Annotated in this window: 22 protein-coding genes, 1 tRNA gene and 1 pseudogene; 14 read left to right on the top strand and 10 right to left on the bottom strand. The window is 64.7% G+C overall.

What is annotated here, in order from left to right:
* Positions 1 to 540: 540 nt before the first annotated feature.
* The 6 genes and pseudogenes from DMP03_RS10770 to DMP03_RS10745 form a co-directional block, all read left to right on the top strand.
* Positions 541 to 1,044 (top strand): hypothetical protein, encoded by a 504-nt coding sequence (locus tag DMP03_RS10770; RefSeq protein WP_152120671.1) that lies wholly within the window; start codon positions 541 to 543, stop codon positions 1,042 to 1,044.
* A 50-nt stretch (positions 1,045 to 1,094) separates the two neighbouring features.
* Positions 1,095 to 1,550: a hypothetical protein gene (locus DMP03_RS10765; RefSeq protein WP_152120670.1), complete on the top strand. Its 456-nt coding sequence runs from the start codon at positions 1,095 to 1,097 to the stop codon at positions 1,548 to 1,550.
* Entirely contained in the window at positions 1,547 to 1,774 is a 228-nt protein-coding gene (locus DMP03_RS10760; protein WP_152120669.1) for a hypothetical protein, read from the top strand. The genes DMP03_RS10765 and DMP03_RS10760 overlap by 4 nt, the downstream gene beginning before the upstream one ends.
* 39 nt (positions 1,775 to 1,813) lie before the next feature.
* The gene (locus tag DMP03_RS10755; protein ID WP_152120668.1) at positions 1,814 to 2,725 is read left to right on the top strand and encodes a DUF7139 domain-containing protein; all 912 of its coding nucleotides are present in this window, start codon (positions 1,814 to 1,816) and stop codon (positions 2,723 to 2,725) included.
* Between the two features lie 113 nt (positions 2,726 to 2,838).
* Positions 2,839 to 3,861: a hypothetical protein gene (locus DMP03_RS10750; RefSeq protein ID WP_152120667.1), complete on the top strand. Its 1,023-nt coding sequence runs from the start codon at positions 2,839 to 2,841 to the stop codon at positions 3,859 to 3,861.
* Between the two features lie 45 nt (positions 3,862 to 3,906).
* Positions 3,907 to 4,260, top strand: a pseudogene (locus DMP03_RS10745) (dihydrolipoamide dehydrogenase); the annotation flags it as partial.
* Here DMP03_RS10745 and DMP03_RS10740 read toward each other — a convergent pair.
* Together DMP03_RS10740 and DMP03_RS10735 are read right to left on the bottom strand one after the other, a co-directional pair.
* Positions 4,261 to 4,710 carry a UPF0179 family protein gene (locus tag DMP03_RS10740; RefSeq protein WP_152120666.1) on the bottom strand — a complete coding sequence of 150 codons (450 nt, stop codon included), beginning with the start codon at positions 4,708 to 4,710 and terminating at the stop codon, positions 4,261 to 4,263.
* Between the two features lie 25 nt (positions 4,711 to 4,735).
* Complete coding sequence (locus DMP03_RS10735; RefSeq protein WP_152120665.1) at positions 4,736 to 5,146, bottom strand: DUF5820 family protein; 411 nt, start codon at positions 5,144 to 5,146, stop codon at positions 4,736 to 4,738.
* A gap of 81 nt (positions 5,147 to 5,227) precedes the next feature.
* On the opposite strand from DMP03_RS10735, the gene DMP03_RS10730 reads away from it, so the two are divergent.
* Positions 5,228 to 5,602, top strand: coding sequence for a secondary thiamine-phosphate synthase enzyme YjbQ (locus DMP03_RS10730; RefSeq protein ID WP_152120664.1), 375 nt, complete (start codon positions 5,228 to 5,230; stop codon positions 5,600 to 5,602).
* Between the two features lie 38 nt (positions 5,603 to 5,640).
* A complete protein-coding gene (locus tag DMP03_RS10725; protein WP_152120663.1) occupies positions 5,641 to 7,065 on the top strand; it encodes a DASH family cryptochrome in 1,425 nt (474 codons plus the stop codon).
* A 112-nt stretch (positions 7,066 to 7,177) separates the two neighbouring features.
* On the opposite strand, the gene DMP03_RS10720 is transcribed toward DMP03_RS10725, so the two are convergent.
* From DMP03_RS10720 to DMP03_RS10690, 7 genes are all read right to left on the bottom strand, one after another.
* Positions 7,178 to 9,166, bottom strand: a complete 1,989-nt coding sequence (locus DMP03_RS10720) for an AMP-dependent synthetase/ligase (RefSeq protein ID WP_152120662.1) — start codon at positions 9,164 to 9,166, stop codon at positions 7,178 to 7,180.
* Between the two features lie 78 nt (positions 9,167 to 9,244).
* Positions 9,245 to 9,682, bottom strand: coding sequence for an Hsp20/alpha crystallin family protein (locus DMP03_RS10715; protein WP_152120661.1), 438 nt, complete (start codon positions 9,680 to 9,682; stop codon positions 9,245 to 9,247).
* A gap of 82 nt (positions 9,683 to 9,764) precedes the next feature.
* Positions 9,765 to 9,839 (bottom strand) — tRNA-Glu (locus DMP03_RS10710).
* Between the two features lie 105 nt (positions 9,840 to 9,944).
* Positions 9,945 to 10,769, bottom strand: coding sequence for a fumarylacetoacetate hydrolase family protein (locus DMP03_RS10705; protein ID WP_152120660.1), 825 nt, complete (start codon positions 10,767 to 10,769; stop codon positions 9,945 to 9,947).
* The gene (locus DMP03_RS10700; protein WP_152120659.1) at positions 10,766 to 11,113 is read right to left on the bottom strand and encodes a cupin domain-containing protein; all 348 of its coding nucleotides are present in this window, start codon (positions 11,111 to 11,113) and stop codon (positions 10,766 to 10,768) included. The genes DMP03_RS10705 and DMP03_RS10700 overlap by 4 nt, the downstream gene beginning before the upstream one ends.
* Positions 11,110 to 11,898: an SDR family oxidoreductase gene (locus DMP03_RS10695; RefSeq protein ID WP_152120658.1), complete on the bottom strand. Its 789-nt coding sequence runs from the start codon at positions 11,896 to 11,898 to the stop codon at positions 11,110 to 11,112. The genes DMP03_RS10700 and DMP03_RS10695 overlap by 4 nt, the downstream gene beginning before the upstream one ends.
* Before the next feature lie 44 nt (positions 11,899 to 11,942).
* The gene (locus DMP03_RS10690) at positions 11,943 to 13,910 is read right to left on the bottom strand and encodes a 3-hydroxyacyl-CoA dehydrogenase/enoyl-CoA hydratase family protein (RefSeq protein ID WP_152120657.1); all 1,968 of its coding nucleotides are present in this window, start codon (positions 13,908 to 13,910) and stop codon (positions 11,943 to 11,945) included.
* Positions 13,911 to 14,325: 415 nt separating this feature from the next.
* Between DMP03_RS10690 and DMP03_RS10685 the strand changes: the two genes are divergently transcribed.
* On the top strand, positions 14,326 to 15,003 hold the full coding sequence (locus tag DMP03_RS10685) for a TIGR00266 family protein (RefSeq protein ID WP_152120656.1): 678 nt from the start codon (positions 14,326 to 14,328) through the stop codon (positions 15,001 to 15,003).
* 128 nt (positions 15,004 to 15,131) lie between these two features.
* Positions 15,132 to 15,638 carry a serine O-acetyltransferase EpsC gene (epsC, locus tag DMP03_RS10680; RefSeq protein ID WP_152120655.1) on the top strand — a complete coding sequence of 169 codons (507 nt, stop codon included), beginning with the start codon at positions 15,132 to 15,134 and terminating at the stop codon, positions 15,636 to 15,638.
* Here the strand turns inward: epsC and DMP03_RS10675 are convergent.
* Positions 15,635 to 16,192, bottom strand: coding sequence for a DNA-3-methyladenine glycosylase family protein (locus DMP03_RS10675; RefSeq protein WP_152120654.1), 558 nt, complete (start codon positions 16,190 to 16,192; stop codon positions 15,635 to 15,637). The genes epsC and DMP03_RS10675 overlap by 4 nt on opposite strands.
* Positions 16,193 to 16,236: 44 nt before the next feature.
* Between DMP03_RS10675 and DMP03_RS14505 the strand changes: the two genes are divergently transcribed.
* From DMP03_RS14505 to DMP03_RS10655, 4 genes are all read left to right on the top strand, one after another.
* The gene (locus DMP03_RS14505; RefSeq protein ID WP_152120653.1) at positions 16,237 to 16,785 is read left to right on the top strand and encodes a succinylglutamate desuccinylase/aspartoacylase family protein; all 549 of its coding nucleotides are present in this window, start codon (positions 16,237 to 16,239) and stop codon (positions 16,783 to 16,785) included.
* Between the two features lie 64 nt (positions 16,786 to 16,849).
* Positions 16,850 to 17,245 (top strand): succinate dehydrogenase, cytochrome b556 subunit, encoded by a 396-nt coding sequence (gene sdhC, locus DMP03_RS10665; RefSeq protein ID WP_152120652.1) that lies wholly within the window; start codon positions 16,850 to 16,852, stop codon positions 17,243 to 17,245.
* Positions 17,242 to 17,613, top strand: a complete 372-nt coding sequence (locus DMP03_RS10660) for a succinate dehydrogenase hydrophobic membrane anchor subunit (RefSeq protein ID WP_075936178.1) — start codon at positions 17,242 to 17,244, stop codon at positions 17,611 to 17,613. Before sdhC ends, DMP03_RS10660 begins: the two co-directional genes overlap by 4 nt.
* Positions 17,610 to 18,518, top strand: a complete 909-nt coding sequence (locus DMP03_RS10655; RefSeq protein WP_152120651.1) for a succinate dehydrogenase/fumarate reductase iron-sulfur subunit — start codon at positions 17,610 to 17,612, stop codon at positions 18,516 to 18,518. The genes DMP03_RS10660 and DMP03_RS10655 overlap by 4 nt, the downstream gene beginning before the upstream one ends.
* Positions 18,519 to 18,554: the final 36 nt, after the last annotated feature.

Below are 18,554 nucleotides of genomic sequence, written 5' to 3'. Positions count from 1 at the left end.
ACGCTGTATTCAGTTACGCGACTGGCGTAGCTCAGGGACGGTCAGACCTTGCTCACGTCACCACATCCGGGGCACTTGACTTTCGTCGAGCTGCGGATGATTCCGCTGTCGTTTTTCACTAATCCGTTCTTCTGCATGCAGTCGTTGTGAGCATAGGTGTCACAGATATCACAATGGAGCCCGTTGTCCGGCGTGACCTTTCCACGACAGAAGTGACACGGCCCGGGGTCTGTTCCGCCAAGTAGTCCCATGGTAACATTAACCACGTACGTACCACTGTATAAGTAATTTCTCCTGACAACACGGTGGGTAAAGCCGTACTGCTCCGACGGTGGGCACAGACGCTTGGCCTGTGGACAGCATTTCGAAGGAGCCTCGCGGAGTTGTTGGCGTCGGTTACGAGTCGGCTCAAGCGCATCTCTGCGGTTGTGTCTGGTGTCGGTCGCTTGGTCTGATGTGGAGAGTTCAGAGGCGAGACCAGGTGTCGGCAGCGGTGGAGTGACCATGAAAGATTTGACCCCCCGGGGTGTATTTGACCGTATGGACTGTCCCCGGTGTGGTGGCCACGTCACCGTCTTTGAACTCGAGGAGGCAGTTTCGCGGGTGTGCGAGGACTGTTCGTACGTGGGAGTGCTGGTGGACCACCGGCCTGAGGACGCTTCGTTGGAGTCGTGGGACGACGCACTGGACCGGTTCCAGACGCTCTTCCCGGACTCTATCCCGGACGGCACAGCGCGCGTGGACGACGACACTACACCCCCCGACGCGCCCGTGGCTGAGGACACGTCGGCCGGGGACGGGGAGTTCCAGTTCCGCGGCACTCCCGAGTCGACGACGGTCGCCGACCCCGGTGCTGGCGAGGAATACGCTGATACTGCGGACCAGTCCGATGCCACCGGTGCGGGCACGGACTCGGCAGCCGACGACACAGACGGCGATTCGGACGCCGATACCGGTCCGGGCGAAGAGACGACGGGTGACGCGGCGGAGAGTGAGACGAGCGGCGATGAGGACGCGACCGACGGCTCGGACGAAACAGCGTAGTGACCCCCGTGAGTACTGACTGTTTTGTACTGTCCCGAGAAGAGGTAGGTATGCCGAGCGTTGAAATCACGGACGACCAACAGGAGCGGTTCGCTGCGATTAGAGACCAACTGACGGCGGCACACGCCGGCGAGTACACCTCGGTCCAGCCGGCCGACGTGATGGCGTATCTCCTCGACGTGGCCGAAGCAGCCGGTGAGCCGGCGACTGCGACGGAAGACGCGCCACGCACAGGTGCGGATACGACGGCGTCGGATGACGACAGCCCGGACGAGGACGAGCCGTCGGATGGCGGTTCAGGGACTGACGGGAACCCGGGGAGTGGCGAATCAGGCGGGGGAATCGGGGCGGGACCTGGGATGTTGAATCTGCTCGAAGACCACGAGGAGAAGTGGCGTGAAGCCGACGGCGACGCTCGGTACGAGGTCGATTTGCCCGACGGGAGCACCGAGACGGCCCGGACGCGTGACGACGTGAAGGCGATTCTGTTCAAACACCACCGATGACGCTACTCGACCGTATCCAGCAGTGGCTGTTCGGCACCGGCGACGGCGAGTCGCCGGAGAGCGACATGACCGAGTCGGCGTCGGAGGAGACCGGCGAGCCACGCCTCGACCCGGACAACGTTAGCCAGACCCGGAGTCAGAGCGACGATGACGCCGTTTCACAGCTACAGGAGATTAAGGAAGACTCGGGAGACGACGAGGAGTCACCCCCGGGACTGGAGTAAGCCAAACTATCATATTCACCGGGTGAGTACCCTCGGTCAATGACCCAGGACGACACCACCGACACGTCCCCAGAGAACGCGTTGCTCAGGCTCTACGAGCGATACATCGGTGAGCCGGAAACAGAGTCTGAAGTGTATCTCGGATTCGGCCTTTTCTTTGCGGGTATCACGTGTGCCGCACTCGGACTCGTGTTGTTCGTCGCCGGTGCTAGCTTCTACGGTCTCCGGACGGCCGGCTACTTTGCGCTGGCACAGCCGGGGTATCTCCTCGGGATGCTCTCGGTCCCACTCGCGCTACTTTCGGTGGTCGTGCTGCTTCCTACCGAACGTCGGGCGCAGATTGGCGGGCTCGTGGGTATCACGGTCACCGTGGTTGCGAGCATCGCGTTCCTGCTCGCGTACCCCGAACAGTGGTTCGAGTTCGGGACACAGAACACGCTGCTCGTGGTCGGGACCTACGCCGTCGGGCTTGCACTCCTTGCGGCCGTTACCGGGAGCGCCCTCGTTGCCCATCAGTTGGAGCAGGCGACGGTAACGGCGACCGTGCCCGACGAAGCCGCGACCGACGAGCCGGACGAGAGCGTCAGTGACGAAGACGTCCGGGCCGACATCGATGCGGCCATGTCGAACGTCGAACTCTCCTGGGGCGGTGTCGAGAAGGACAGCAACCGGGACCTCTCGTTCAGAGAAGACTACGCCGACGAGGCGGGGGGACGTCTGAACGCTGAAGCCGAGAAGACGGTCAACCCGGGCGGTGTCGACGCCCAGGTCGAGGGGCTTCGACAGCTCAAGGGCGGTGACCGTGACGTACAGACCTCGGAGTCGACCGTCGATGACCAGACCGCGGCGCTGAACGAACTCAGACAACAGAAGCGCAATGACGAGGTCGACCCGGTCAATGACGACGCCGAGAGTATCCTCGCGCGGCTCCGCTCGTGGCTGTCGAACTGAGTAGTAACTCTGCGGTGGGGAACATTGACATACGGACAGCGGGGAAACGGCGCCGACTCGGCGAAGTGAAAACAGCGAATAGATTTATGAGATAGGCCCACCCGAGTATCTGCATGGCAACTGGTCTCGACGTGGGCACGATGAATATCCTGTCGGCGAATCAAGAAGGAACCGACACGGTGTTCATCCAGCAGCGGAACTCCTTCGTAGAAATCGAGTACTCCGACATGGCCGAGCAGATGCTCTCTCGGAGTGACGTCCTCCACATCCGCAAGGACGACAAGGTGTACGTCGTCGGCGACGATGCACTCAACTTCGCGAACATCTTCAACAAGGAGACCCGCCGTCCCATGCAACGCGGCATCCTCTCCAGCGACGAGCAGTCGGCCATTCCGATGATGAAGCTCATCATCGAGCAGGTGGTCGGCGAACCGGACCGTCCCGGCGAGCGGCTGTACTTCTCTTCGCCCGCCGACCCCATCGACAGCGACCTGTCGACGCTGTACCATCAGAAGACCATCGAGTCGTTCCTGAACGACATGGGGTACGACGCCGAACCCATCAACGAGGGGATGGCCGTCATCTACTCCGAACTGGCGGACCACTCGTTCACCGGGCTTGGCATCTCCTTCGGTGCCGGGATGACGAACGTGTGTCTCTCCTACTACGCGGTGCCGGTGATGAAGTTCTCCGTCGCCCGCGGGGGCGACTGGGTCGACGAACAGGCCGCACAGGCGACGGGGACGCCGGTCGATAAGGTCACCTCCATCAAGGAGGAGGACTTCGCGCTCGACTTCCAGACCGACGTCGGCGGTGTCGAGGGCGCGCTGTCCATCTACTACGAGAACCTGCTGGAATACGTCATCGAGAACATCGTCGCGGAAGTGGACGAAGAGGACGTCGAGGAGGGTCTCGACGTACCCGCCGTCGTCACGGGCGGGACGGCCAGTCCGGACGGCTTCAAAGAGCTGTTCCAAGACCACCTCGAAGGGTCCAACATCCCGTTCAGCATCAGCGAGGTGATGCACGTGGACGAGCCGCTCTACAGCGTCGCGCGCGGTGGCTTAGTGGCTGCCCGCTCGGACGAGCAGGAGGAGAGTGCGGGCCAACAGCAGGCTGAGACCGGCGAAGAGTAAGTCGCTGTCCAGTATGTTGGCCGTGTTGGTTCAGTGCGATTGTGTGAGTACGACGCGATGCCGTTTGCCGTCTTCGCCTCGCCCGAGGTGGCCGGCGTCGGGGCGACGGAGAGCGACCTCGATGACGACTACGCGGTCCGGACCTCCGAGTACGGCGACACCGCCCGGGGAGACGCGATGCACGCCGACGGCTTCGTGAAGGTCATCATCGGCCTGGACGGCGAGATTCTCGGCTGTCACATCATCGGGCCGGAGGCGTCGAACCTGATTCAGGAGGTCGTCGTCGCGATGACCGCTGGCTCGGGAACGGTGCGGGATATCCGCGAGACAATCCACATCCATCCGGCGCTGTCGGAGGTCGTCCAGCGGGCGTTCTCGGGGTCGTTTTCGCGACCCTGACTACTCCTCGGCGGCGGCGAACTCAACGAGCGTCAGGTCGCGGTCGAGCATACAGTAGTCGTGTGGCGGTTCCCCTTCTACCTCGGCGATACGGTACTCGGCGTCGAACTCCGCGCCCGCCGGCTCACAGAACTCGTGGCTCGGACAGCCCGTGTACGGGCAGGGGCCGGCGAGCTCGGCCGTCGAACCGGCGTACGCCGACTTCGAGAGGACGTTCGCCCGAATCGGTGCGGGCGTCACCTCGACCGCCTGTACCCCTTCGTCGTGGACGGCACAGTCGAGCGTCTGTGTGTTTTCGCGGACGCTCTCGACGGTGTAGCGGCGGCCCTCAGTCAGATTAAGACACTGGTCGCGGTAGGGACACCCCTCGCAGGCGGTCGCCTCCCCGCCGTAGACGAACTCGGTCCCCGGCTCGGCGAGCCGCGTTCCGATGAGCGTGACCGTAGTCATAGCCTACGAGAGGCGGCCCGCGACCCTAAAGTTCCCGTTCCGGCGAGTCGGTCGGTCCCTCGCGCCCGGTCAGTTCGTCCAGCTTCGCGAAGTACGTCTCGCGAGGCACCTGATACAGCCCGCGGTAGTCCACCGTTCCCTCGCTAAATCGGGCGGCGAGGTCGTGTGCGCCTGCCAGGGCGCGCTCGCGCGAGGAGAACTCCTCGTCCTCGCGAGCGACCTCTGGCTCCAGATAGAGGGTGACGTACCACGGGGTATCGGGGTCGGGGGCGCGCTCGGCTCCGGGCCGGCGCGTCCGTTTTCCCTGCGTGATGTAGATGGTCGGGAGACAGGCCGCCGGAAAACTGCTCCCGTTGAACACGTCCGGACGATACGCCCACACGAGCTTGGTCTCTCCGTCGTTCCAGCGGTTCCACCCGTCGGGGAGATCGTCCATACCGACGGTTCGCCGGCCGTCACAATCAGTACGGCGGTCCGGGGGCGTGGCTTCTTGTCGCCGGCGCGCGTCGGCCAGCCCATGCGATTCGAGGTCGAGACGGGGGAAGGAACGAGCGTCACCGACATCACAGACGAGGTATCCGGGGCGGTCCCGACCGGACGAAACGGGACCGTCTCGGTGTTCGTCCCGCACACGACCGCGGGCGTCGTCGTCAACGAGGCGGAGCCACGGCTCGAAGCCGACATCGCGCGGTTCGCCGGCGGCATGGTTCCCGACGCGGAGTGGCACCACGACGAAATCGACGACAACGCACGGGCACACCTCGCCTCGATGGTGCTCGGCCGGGACGTAACGCTCCCCGTCATGGACGGCGCACTCGACATCGGGCGGTATCAGTCCGTCCTCCTCGTCGACTGCGACGGCCCGCGGGTCCGGAACGTCGACGTGGTGTAGGCCCCCACGGCTTTGGTGTGACCGACCGTACATCGGGTATGGACACTACCGTCGTCTGGTTCCGGCGCGATTTGCGACTCCACGACAACGAGACGCTCGCCCGTGCGGTTGCGGACGCGGACCGAGTCGTCCCGCTGTACGTCTTCGGGGAAAGCGAGTACGCCGACTCGCGTTACATCGACCAACCGAAGACCGGTGGCTACCGCGCCCGGTTCGTTCGCGAGTCGGTCGCCGACCTCCGGGCGAACCTCCGTGCTCGGGGCGGTGACCTGCTCGTGCGCCACGGCGACCCGACGGACCTCGTCCCGGCGGTCGCAACCGAGTACGACGCCGACGCGGTCTACTTCCAGACGATACCCGCGACCGAGGAGCTGACGACGGAGAACGCGACGAAGGCCGCTCTCGCGGATGCGGGAATCCCGAGCGAGCGCTTCTGGACGCACACGCTGTATCACCTCAACGACCTGCCCACGGCGGTCGATTCCATCGACGACACCTACACGCCGTGGCGCAAGGAAGTCGAACGCGAGGCGACGGTTCGCGACACCGCAGAGACGCCGACGAGTGTCGAGACGCCGGAACTCGCCGTCGGTGAACTCCCGACGCTCGCCGACCTCGGGCGGGCAGAGCCGGAGCCGGACGATCGGCGTGCAATCGAACACCGAGGCGGCGAGTCGGCCGGCCGCGAGCGCGCACAGACCTACGTCTGGGAGGAAGACCGCCTGCGGGAGTACAAGGAGACGCGCAACGGGCTGCTCGGCGCGGACTACTCCTCGAAGTTCTCGGCGTGGCTGTCGCAAGGCTGTCTCTCGCCCCGGTGGCTCCACGAGCAGGTCAAGGAGTACGAGACCGAACGCGTCTCGAACGACTCGACGTACTGGCTCGTCTTCGAGTTGCTGTGGCGAGATTTCTTCCAGTTCCAGTTCATCAAACACGGCGGCGACTTCTTCGGCCCTCAGGGGATCCGCGACGCGGACAAACAGTGGCGACACGACGAACACACCTTCGAGCAGTGGGCCGCCGGCGAGACCGGCGTCCCGTTCGTAGACGCGAACATGCGGGAGCTGAACGCGACAGGCTACATGTCGAACCGCGGTCGACAGAACGTCGCCTCCTTCCTCACGGACGTGCTCGAAATCGACTGGCGGTGGGGGGCGGCGTACTTCGAATCGCTGCTCGTGGACTACGACGTGTGTTCAAACTGGGGCAACTGGGCCTACCAGTCGGGCGTCGGCAACGACTCGCGCGACAACTACTTCAACGTCCTCGGCCAGGGAGAACGGTACGACTCCGGGGCGGCGTACATCACCCACTGGCTCCCCGAACTCGCAGAGTTACCGGCCGAGTACGCCCATCGGCCGTGGAAACTGAGCGACGACGAACAAGCGCGCCACGGCGTGCAGTTGGGAATCGACTACCCGCGACCGATGGTCGACATCGAGGAGTGGTATCGGATGCACTAGCTGTAGCACGCCTCGGCGAGTTCGAGCAGCGACCGCGTCGCTCACCGACGTTCACCGTTCACACTCGTATCAGAAGTAACACGTGGCCCGTTGAGACGGGGAGTGGCGTGGGTTACTGCTCGTCGCGGCCGTACATCTCCTCGATTTTGTGGTCGTACTTCTCCATCACGTTCCGGCGCTTGAGCTTCATCGACGGCGTGAGCATGTCGTTGTCCGGCGTCCACTCGACGCCGACCAGCCGGAACTCCTTGATCTGTTCGTGTTTCGACAGCGACTCGTTCACCTCGTCGACCTCGGCCCGGACCCACTCGCGGACGCGCTCGTTGGTGGCGATGGCTGCCTCGTCGTCGGGCAGGTCGATGTCGTTCTTCTCGGCCCACCGTTCGAGCGCCTCCATGTCCGGGACGAACAGCGCGGCGATGAACTTCTCGTTGTCGCCGACGACCATCGCCTGTGAGATGCGCTCGCTGGTGGCGAACTCGTCTTCGATGGGACCGGGCGCGACGTTCTTGCCCGTGTCAAGGACGATGAGCTGTTTGAGCCGGTCGTGGTAGACGAGATAGCCGTCGTCGGCCGCCTCGATGATGTCACCGGAGCGGAACCACGGCTCGTCGCCTTCTCCCTCCTCGGGATCGGTGAAGGCGCTTTCTGTCGCGTCGGGGCGGTTCCAGTAGCCGTCGGTCACGTTCGGCCCGCGCAACAGGAGTTCGCCGATTTCGCCGTCTGCCTTCGCCTTCTGGTCGTTCGAGACGACCGACGGATCGAGTTTGGCCTCCATCTCCGTCAGCGGCGGGCCGAGCGTCCCCGACCGGAGGTCGTCCGGCGGGTTCGTCGACACGACGGGGGAGGTCTCCGTCAGTCCGTACCCCTCGTGGATGGGTAGGCCCATCCCCTCGAACAGCTCGGCGAGCCGCTGGGAGAGCGAGCCACCGCCAGAGATGAACATCTCGATGTTGCCGCCCATCGTCTCCTTCACCGAGGAGTAGACGAGTCGGTCGGCGAGGGCGTGTTTCGCTCGGAGACCGAGACCCGGGTTCTCGGTGCGCGCGTAGTCGCGGGCGACACCGATGGACCACTCGAAGATGGACTCGCTCACGTTGGAGCCGCTGGCCTGCTCGCGCATCGTCGCGAACACGCGCTCGTAGATGCGCGGGACCGAGGTCGCGGAGGTCGGCTTCACGGTTGCGAGGTCGTCGGCGATCGTGTCCGTCGACTCGGCGTACGCGACCGTCGCGCCCGAGGCGAACATGACGAAGTGACCGGACGTGCGCTCGTACACGTGCGCGAGCGGGAGGAACGAGAGCGCGCGCGTGTCGGTGCTGAGCGTCGGTACGTCGTCGTCGCGGTCGGGCCGGTCGGCGAAGCGCCGCCGGACCTGATTCACGTTCGCGCGGAAGTTCCGGTGTGTCAGTTGGACGCCCTTCGGCTTGCCCGTCGTGCCGGAGGTGTAGATGAGCGACGCGAGGTCGTCCATCGACTGCTCGTCGAGCCACCCCTCGAACGCCGCGTCGTCGTACGCCTCGCTGCCCTGCTCGTACACCTCGCCCAGCGAGAGGATGTCGTCGCGGTCCTCGTGGCCCTCGAACTCGTCGATGACGACGATGAACTCCAGGTCGAGGTCCTCCTCGATTCCGAGCAGCGTGTCGAGCAGCTCGGCGTTCTCACAGACGACGCCGGTCGCGCTCGGGTCGTCGAGCAGATACTGGGTCTGTTCGGCCGACGACTCCGTGTAGACGGTCGTGACGGTCGCGCCGGCGGACAACAGCGCGAGGTCGGACTGCGCCCACTCCATGCGCGTGTTGGCGTAGATGCCGACGCGGTCGTCGTGTTCGACGCCCAGCTCGCGGAACCCGGCCGCGAGCGAGCGGACGATGTCGGCCAGCTCGTCGTACGTGACGGACGCAAACTCGCCCGTCGTCGCGGTCGGGAGCACGTCCGGCGTGAGCGAGCGGTCGTAGACCCCACCCTTGTACCACTGGGCGTCTCGCGGGCCGTTCCGGTCGACGCTGTTGAAGAACATCCGCGGGATGGTTGTCTCGCCGATACTGGGGTCCGAGTAGGAGGATTCCGCGCGGAACCACTCGGTATCTGTATTAATCATTGCTTACGAATTCGTATACAGGCTAGGGCTTCAATCTATGCCCTCCGAAAATTCGGGGCAGTCGGTCGAAAAGCCGGGTTAGTCGACGTCGATACGGTGGCTTTCGACCGGGTCGTCGATGGGCAGGTGGATGTCGAGGACGCCGTTCTGGTAGCTCGCTTTGATGCCGTCCGCGTCGATAGTGCCGGGGACGTACAGGGATTCGCTCACGTGTCGCGAGCGGCTGTGCGCGCCGTGTTCGTCGTTCGTCTCGACCTCGTTGGTCGCGGTCAGGGTGAGCCGACCGTCGTCGAATCGGAGGTCGATATCCTCGGTCTCGAAGCCGGGGAGGTCAGCCACGATGCGGTAATCCTCGCCGTCGGCCTCGAGCGCCAACAGGCCGTGTCGGTCCGCGGCCGACTGCTGGGGCCGCCACGACCGCACGTCGCCGACGCTTTCCGCCATCGACTGGCGCATCCGTTCCATCAGTTCCTCCATCTCGCTGAATATGTCGAACGAACTACGTCGGGTACTCACGTTTTCTTTCACCAACTATCCTGTAGGCGGGCTTAACCTTCGCGAGAGCCGTGATAGCAGGCGCTCGGCGGATGGAAACATGTGCACCATTAGGGATTTGAACCCTAGTCCTCGCCTCGAAAGGGCAAGATGATTGGCCGGACTACACCAATGGTGCGCACTTCGGGGTAGTGGGGAGGTATGAATAAATGCTTCCTTCTCGGGTGGGGACGCGCCCCAACCGCAGGCGGGCGCGAGCGTGCGGTGACTCACACACGGCCACTCACTCGCGCACGACCGGCGCAGAGACGGAGCCGACGGATTCGACCACCGCCTCGACGGTGTCGCCGGGTTCGACGTGGGCCGCACCGGGCGTCCCGGTCGAGAAGAGGTCACCGGGTTCGAGTGTCGCGACCCGCGAGTGGACGGCGACCAGCTCGCGGGGGGAAAACAGCATGTTCCCGACGCGGTTCGCGGCGCGTTCCGCCCCATTGTGGCGCGTCGCGACGGTGAGTGAATCGAGGTCGAACGCCTCGTCGGGTACGGCAATCGCGTGGCCAGCCACTAGGAACGTATCGTAGCTCTTTGCCCGCGTGAGGAACCGCGGATTCCGTCGGAGCACGTCCTCCGCGGTCATGTCGATGACCGGGAGATAGCCGGCGACGACATCGTCTACGTCGGGCTCGGACGCGTCACGGCAGGTGCGCCCGAGCACGACGCCGAGTTCACCCTCGGCCGTGACGCGCTCCGTCTCGCTCGGCGGCGGGAGCCGAATCGGGCCGCCGGGCGCGGTGAGCGCACTCCGCGGTTTGAAAAAGCTCGCCGGTTCGTCGGGACCGTCCTCGTCTAAGTCGCCCGCGTGTTCGACGTAGTTCAGTCCGATGCCCCAGAGTTTACCGAATCGCTCAAGCGGCGCACCGAAGGTGAGCTTCGATTCGCCCGTCCGTGCGGCCGTCGCGTCGTCGGGCGAGCCGAGGGTACCCGAAGCTGCACGCGGGAGCGCGCCGCGAACGGAGTCGAGACCGGGGTGGACTGACGTGAGCGGGACGTATCCGTCCTCGTCGCCGAGCAACGGGTCGCCGGTCGCGGTGCGGGCGAGGTACTTCATTCCTCGCGGTCGGTCCAGAAGTCGAAGTCGCGGCCGGGCGCGAACACGTCCAGCCCGACCGCGAGTTCCTCGCCGTCGTTCTCGACGCGGTGGGTCTCGTTCGCCTCCAAGAGGACGGAGTCGTTCTCCTGGAGGGTGACCGAGTCCTCTTCGGTCACGACGGTGAGTTCACCCTCCAGACAGAGACACACCTGCTCGTTCTCGTGGTCGTGCATCGGCGAGGAATGACCCGGCGGCTTCTCGAACCACTCGAAGCTGAACTGGTCGCTGCCGGCCATAGAGACCCGTCGCCACCCGTCTTCGGGTTCGTACGTCTCGGCCTCGTCGAACGGGACCGGCTTCATAGATTCGCGCCCGTCGCGCCGCCGTCGATAGGGACGGCCGTCCCGTTGATAAAGCCCGACAGCGGCGAAGAGAGGAACGCGACGGTGTCGCCCAGCTCCATCGGGTCGCCGATGCGTTCGAGCGGGTTCCCGGCCCACTCGTCGAGTCCTGCCTCGTAGCTGTCGTACTCGCCGCGCTCGACGGCCGCATCGACGAGATTCTCGATACGGGCCGTCTCGTGGGGACCCGGCAAGACGGCGTTCGCCCGGACGTCGGGAGCGAACTCCTTCGAGAGCGTCTTCTCTAAGCCGATGACACCCATTCGGACGGAGTTCGACAAGACGAGCGAGTCGAGCGCCTCCTTCACGCTCCGGGAGGTGATGGTGACGATGGTGCCGCCGTCGCCGGCTTCGAGGTGCGGCTTCGCGGCGCGGGCGAGTCGGACGACGCTCATTACGAGCAGGTCATACGCCTCCTGCCAGTCCTCGTCGTCGGTGTCCATGAACGCGCCCGACGGCGGGCCGCCGGCGGAGGTGACGAGGTGGTCGAGTCCGCCGAAGGCGTCGACGGTCTCGTCGACGAGCCGCTCGGCGTCGTCGGCGTCGGTCAGGTCACCCGAGACGGCGATGACCTCACCGGTCGCGACCTCCTCGACTTCTGTCTTCGCGTCGGCGAGTCGCTCCTCGTCGCGGCCGTTGATGGCGACGTTGGCTCCTTCCCGTGCCAGCGCCTTGGCTGACGCTTTGCCGAGTCCACTGGAGGAGGCGGTGACGAGTGCTGCGTTGCCGTCGATTGCTAAATCCATGGCTCGGATACCACGAGCGAGCGAGAAAACGGTTCCGGAGGCGGTTATTTGCCTTCGAACTCCGGCTCGGAGTCACCCATGAAGGCGGTGATACCCTCCATCAGGTCGTCGGTGCCGAGCAGATGACCGAACGCCTGGGCTTCGAGTTCGAGCCCCGCATCGAGGTCCTCTGCTCCCTTCAGCATGACCTGCTTCGTGAGCGCGCGAGAGACCGGTGGACCCCCCGCCATCTCGGCGGCGAGTTCGTGGGCCCGCTCCTCGAACTGGTCGTTTTCGACGACTTCGTTCACCACGTCGTACTCATACATCGTGTCGGCGTCGAACCGCTCTGCGGTGAAGATGATCTCCTTCGCGCGGGACATCCCGACGAGTCGCTGGAGCCGCTGGGTGCCGCCCCAGCCGGGGAGCAGCCCGAGGTTGTGCTCCGGCAGACCGAGTTCCGAGCGCTCGGAGGCGAGCCGGTAATCACAGCACATCGCCAGCTCGAAGCCACCGCCAAGGGCGAATCCGTCGATAGCGGCGACGATTGGGAGCGGCGACTCCTCGAACGCGCCGAACGTCGACTGGCCCTTGCGCGACAGTTCGATGCCGTCAAGTGGGCTTGCCGAAGAAGCCATTGAGGACACGTCGGCACCCGCCGAGAATGCGCGGTCGCCCTTGCCGGTGATGAGCACGCCGCGCACCTCGTCGTCGTTCTCGAACTCGGCGAGCGCGTCGCCGAGTTCGTCCAGCATCTCGCTGTTGACGGTGTTCATGCGCGCCTCGCGGGAGAGTTCGATGTGGCCGACCATGTCACCGGGGTACGAGAGGTCGATAGTGGAGTAGCTGCGAGTCTCGTCGGTGTCGCTCTCACCGTAGAAGCCACCCTGCTGTGCGGCCTCACGCAGCGCCTCGCTCACCTCGAACCGAGCGTGTCCGTCCTCCTCGCCGAGGGATTCGAGCGTCTCGACCAGTCGGTCGAGTCCGATGTTGTCTGCGAGCTTCGCCGGTCCATCCGGGAAGCCGGCACCGAGCATGACCGCCTCGTCGATGTCGCTCGGGTTCGACACGTCGTTCTCGACGAGGTGCCCGACCTCGTTGGCCATGACGGCCGCGAGTCGCACCTTGGTGTCCTCGCTCCCGGCGTCGGTCGGGATGTCGACACCGCCGTTCTCGTAGTCGTAGAAGCCCTCGCCGGATTTCTTGCCGTACCGCTCTGCGTCGACCGTCTCTTTCAGGAAGGGGGCCGGCTCGTAGGCGTCACCCAGCACCTCCTGGAGGTACTGGAGCACGTGGTAGGTCACGTCGTTGCCGACCTGGTCGCCGAGTTCGAATGCGCCCATCGGCAGCCCCATGTCGAACTTCGTCGTCGAGTCGATTTCGGCGACGGTCGCCTCGTCGTCGGAGACCATCCAGCAGGTCTCGTTCATCAGCGGAACGAGGATGCGGTTGACGATGAAGCCGGGGGAGTCCTTGTGGACGCGAATCGGCGTCTTGCCGAACGCTTCGGCCAACTGCTCAACCGCGTCGAGCGTCGACTCTGCGGTGTGTGACCCGGTGATGACTTCGACCAACTGCATCCTGACGGGCGGATTGAAGAAGTGCATCCCGCAGAACTGCTCGGGCCGGTCGGTCACCTCCGACAGGTCGGTGATAGATAGCGATGAGGTGTTGGTCGCGAAGATGGTGCGGTCGGGCGCGTACGTCTCGACCTCGCTGTACACGTCCTTCTTGATCTCCATCTTCTCCGGGACCGCCTCGATGACGACGTCGGTGTCGTCGACGGCTTCTTTCACGTCGACGAGCGGGGTGACGCGGTCGGCGGCGGCGTCGGCCTCCTCCTCGCTGATCTGGTCTTTCTCCGCGAGTTTGTCCAGCGACCAGACCAGCTGTTCGTAGCCGTTCTCGACGAACTCGGTCTTGATATCGCGCAGTCGCACCTCGTAACCGGCGAGGGCAGCCACTTCGGCGATGCCGTGGCCCATGCTCCCCGCGCCGAGTAGTGTAATCGTCTCGATGTTCTCAAACTCCATGTTTCATGCTCTCTCGGGGAGCGTTTCAACGTTTCCGTCCGTCGAACGAGGAACACAGGGACCGTGGTCCGACGTTTATTTTTATTTTTAGTTGACACGACAAGGCGTCTACTCAGTTGATTACCGGATGAGCGAGACGGTAGGGGCGATGTCGAAGGAGGGGCGACGAGCACGCGCAGGGCTCGTACTGGTAGTCGTCGGAGAAAGATTGCTCGCCGTCTCGTCGTACAATACCTACGAGAACGTCGCTATCAGGGGCGATCCGATAGCGCCGGCGGCACCCTCGATTTCGACAGCGACGGCGGGCTAATCGTTAGGATTCGGGTCCCGGTAACCGATACCGCCGACGCGGACGACAACTAGTTACTAGCCCAACAGGTTAAGTGGCTGAGCGGCGATTCATCGCCCGACGATTATGGAACACGAGTTCACACATCAGCCGTCGTTCACACAGTTGACAGTCACGCTGGAGGCGGGCGAGTCGGTCGTCGCCGAGCCGGGTGCGATGGTCGGTCACTCGACCAGCGTCACGATGGACACGGGGACGAGCCGAGACGGACTGCTCAGTTCAGCGAAGTCGCTTCTGGGCGGCGAGTCGGTGTTCGCGAACGAGTTCACCGCGACAGACGAGTCCGGAACGGTGACGCTTGCCCCGCCCTCGCCGGGTGACGTGATGGCCCACGAGCTACGCGACGAGACGCTGTATGCCGTCGATGGGGCCTTCCTGGCGGCGACCGGCGATATCGACATCGACGCCGAACTCGGCGGGCTGAAGTCGATGCTGGGAGAGGCGAGTCTCACGCCGCTTGCGCTGAAAGGCACTGGCACGGCCTTCGTCGACGCCTACGGCGGGCTAGCGAAGCTCGAGCTCGAAGCCGGCGAGTCCTACGTCCTCGACAACGAACACCTCATCGCGTGGGACGACGACATCGAGTACTCGGTCGAGCGCGTCGGCGGGCTGAAGTCGACGCTCCTGAGCGGCGAGGGACTCGTCTTCGAGTTCACGGGACCGGGGACGGCGTGGTACCAGACCCGGGACCTCGACGCGCTGGTGTCGGTGCTCGCCCCTCGCTTCCCAAGCCAACAGGAGTAATCCGGCGGCGCAGTCGCCGCGGTTCGTATCGCCCCGTGGAGAGACAACGGTAGCGTTTTCACCGCGGGCAGGCGAGACGACAGACACACGGTGTCTCAGCCTCCCGGCTGGGAACACAAGCCTCGTCCATGTTCGAGAGATTCCGCGACGACGTTCGGACCGCGCTCGCGACCGACCCCGCCGCCACGTCGGTCGCCGAGGCGCTGCTGTATCCGGGGCTGTACGCCGTCTGGCTCCACGTCGTCCTCGTTCATCCGCTGTGGACGCGGGGACGGCGGTTCACTGCGCGGTTGCTCTCACAGCTCGGTCGGGGGCTTACCGGCATCGAGATTCATCCCGGAGCGACCGTCGGCGAGCGCGTCTTCATTGACCACGGGATGGGCGTCGTGGTCGGTGAAACGGCCGAAATCGGCGACGACGTGAACATGTACCACGGTGTCACCCTCGGAGGGCGATCCAGCGAGCGCGTGAAACGGCACCCGACCGTCGAGGACGACGTGACGCTGGGGGCGAACGCGACGCTCATCGGCGACATCGTTGTCGGCGAGGGTGCGACCGTGGGCGCGGGAGCGGTCGTCGTCGAGGACGTACCTGCGGGCGCGACGGTCGTCGGGAACCCGGCACAGGAGGTTTAGTCGACCGCGCGCCAGAGATACCGGCTCGCGTACGACCGGTAGGGTCGCCAGCGCTCGGCGTGGGCACGCATTCCCGAGCGGTCGTCCGTGTCGTAGCCGTACAGTTCGGCCATCCCCTTTCGGATACCGAGGTCACCGACCGGGAACACGTCCTCGCGGGCGAGCACGAAGATGAGAAACATGTCTGCGGTCCACGGCCCGACGCCGCGAATCTCGGTGAGTCGGTCGCGTACCTCGTCGTCGGCCACCTCGCGCAGTTGCGCCGTAGAGAGGTCGCCGTCGGCAAATGCGCGGGCGATGTGTTTCACGTACTCGACCTTCTGGCCGGAGAGACCGACCTCGCGGAGCGCGTCCGCGTCGACAGCGAGCATCTCCTCCGGCGTCACTTCGAACCGGTCGAACAGCCGCTGTTCGATGGCGGCCGCCGAGTCGGTCGAGAGCTGTTGGTTACACACCGAGACGACGAGCCGCGCGAACGGGTCCGAGGCGGGCTTCACGTCCAGTGGACCGTGTTGCTCGACCAGCGGAGCGAGTTCTGGGTCGCGAGAGAGCACGTCGTACGCGCGGACGGACGAACGCGGTCCACGTCCGTGCGGACATGGACGACGAGGGTGTGTCCCGGGTCGCGAACGCGTTCGCCTCGCACGTCATCATCGACTCGACCGGGCCGTCGGGGGCACTCCGGCGCGAGGCGACCGCCGCAGGCGTCCCGACCGTGACAGTCGAGATGGGCGAGGCACACCGGTTCCAGCGGTCGCTCATCCACCGGGCGCTGGCCGGGACGTTGTCGGTGCTCAACGAGTTCGGCGCGCGGACGGACGGCGTCGTCTCGTGGCCCGGCTGGCGGACCATCATCGGCAACGACTACGAGAAGACGTGGCTCCGGGCCGACGTTGGTGGGCTGGTGGAGATGCACCACGGGCGGAGCGCGTTGGTCGAGGCTGGAGAGCGCATCTGTACGATTACGAACCCGTTCAAGCGCGAGTCGGGGGCGATACGTGCGCCCTTTACCGGCCTGCTGGTCGGGGTGTTGGAGAACCCGCTCGTTTACCCGGGAAACCCGGTGTGTCACCTCGTCGAGCTGGACGAACCGACTCGACACGCGGTGAGGATGCACCGGTCGTCACAGTCGGAACAGCAGGAGTGAGCCGACCTGCGTAGGCCGCCGAGAAGGCAACTACTATGACGAGGCGGCCCTGACACATAGACGCATGAGCCAATCGTACGACCGAGGCCTCGTCGAGGACTTCGGTCGGTGGACGGAGTTCTCCGCCGGGATGTGGGCGTGGATCTTCCACAAGTTCACCGGCTGGGTCCTTGTCGGCTATCTGTTCACCCACATCGCTGTCCTCTCGACCGCGATGCAGGGTTCCGACGCGTACAATAGCACGATTCAGGGCCTCGAAGGACTGCTCCTCGTTCGATTCCTCGAAGTCGGCCTGCTGGCGGTCGCCGTGTTCCACATTCTCAACGGCATCCGCCTGCTGTTCGTCGACCTCGGGCTCGGACTGGAGTCACAGGACCGCACCTTCTACGCGTCGCTCGTTGTCACGGGCGTCATCGTAGTCGCGAGCATTCCGACGTTCCTGATGGGGAAACTGGCATGAGTGAACGCTACTCTTCGTTCGAACCGAAAGGCACGCGCTGGCTGCTGCAGCGTCTCACGGCGGCGTTTCTCGTCATCGTGTTGGCGTTCCACTTTATGCAGCTGCACTTCGTGAACCACGCCGCAGACGTGACGTTCGCCGGCACGAGCGCCCGGATGAGCCAGCCCGGCTACTTCGCCGCGATGGTCGGCTTTGGCCTGACGGCGACGTTCCACGGCGTCAACGGCGTCTACAACGGACTCGTCAATCAGGGACTCGACGGCACCGGCAAGCGGGTCGTAAAGTACGGCCTCATCGTCGCCGGACTGCTGCTTTCCGCACAGATTCTCCGACTGGCGTTCGTGATGGCAGGAGGGAGTATCTCATGAGCACAGGAATCACCGAAACCGAAGACGACGGTACAGAGACACAGACGCAGGCCGTTGGGGCCGCGCGCGCTGCCGGTGAGACGTACACCGAGATGGACAGCGAGGAGATCGAGACGGCAAACGAGGAAGCGCGACGGCGCACCCGCGAACTCGTCGAGGAGGCGGACCGCACGGTCAAGCTGAAGGTGTTCCGCTTCGACCCCGAGGTTCCCGAGAAGGAGGAGCCACGGTTTGACACGTTCACCGTCCCGTTCTCGAAGGGGATGACGGTGCTCGACGCGCTCATGTGGGCGCGCGACCAGTACGACTCCTCGCTCACGTTCCGCCACTCCTGTCGACAGGCGGTGTGTGGCTCGGACGCGCTGTTCGTCAACGGGCGACAGCGGCTCGGCTGCAAGACGCAGGTCGCTGACCTCGCCGACAGCGGCATCCCGAAGAAGGTCCGTATCGAGCCGCTCCCGCACGCCGAGGTCGTCAAGGACCTCGTCGTCGACATGGAGCACTTCTACGACCAGATGGAGTCCGTTGAGCCGTACTTCCAGGGGGAAGACACCCCTGACGGACTCGAAGAGCAGTACCAGTCGCGCGAGAACCGCGAGAAGGTGAAGATGTCCACGCGCTGTATCTGGTGTGGCGCGTGTATGTCCTCGTGTAACATCGCGGCGGGCAACAACGATTATCTCGGCCCGGCGGCTATCAACAAGGCCTACCGGTTCGCGATGGACGACCGCGAGGGCGAGGACCTCACCGAGCACCGACTCAACATCATCGAACAGGAGCACGGCGTCTGGCGGTGTCAGACCCAGTTCTCCTGCACTGAGGTGTGTCCGAAGGATATCCCCCTGACGGAACACATCCAGGAACTGAAGCGTGAAGCGGTCAAGAAGAACCTGAAGTTCTGGTAACCGCGTCACTCCTAAACGTATCCAACACCAACCAAC

The sequence above is a fragment of the Halosegnis rubeus genome, assembly GCF_009184545.1.
Lineage (GTDB): Archaea > Halobacteriota > Halobacteria > Halobacteriales > Haloarculaceae > Halosegnis > Halosegnis rubeus.
Note: the sequence above shows the minus strand (reverse complement) of the source record. Positions and strands in the feature narration are given on the sequence as shown.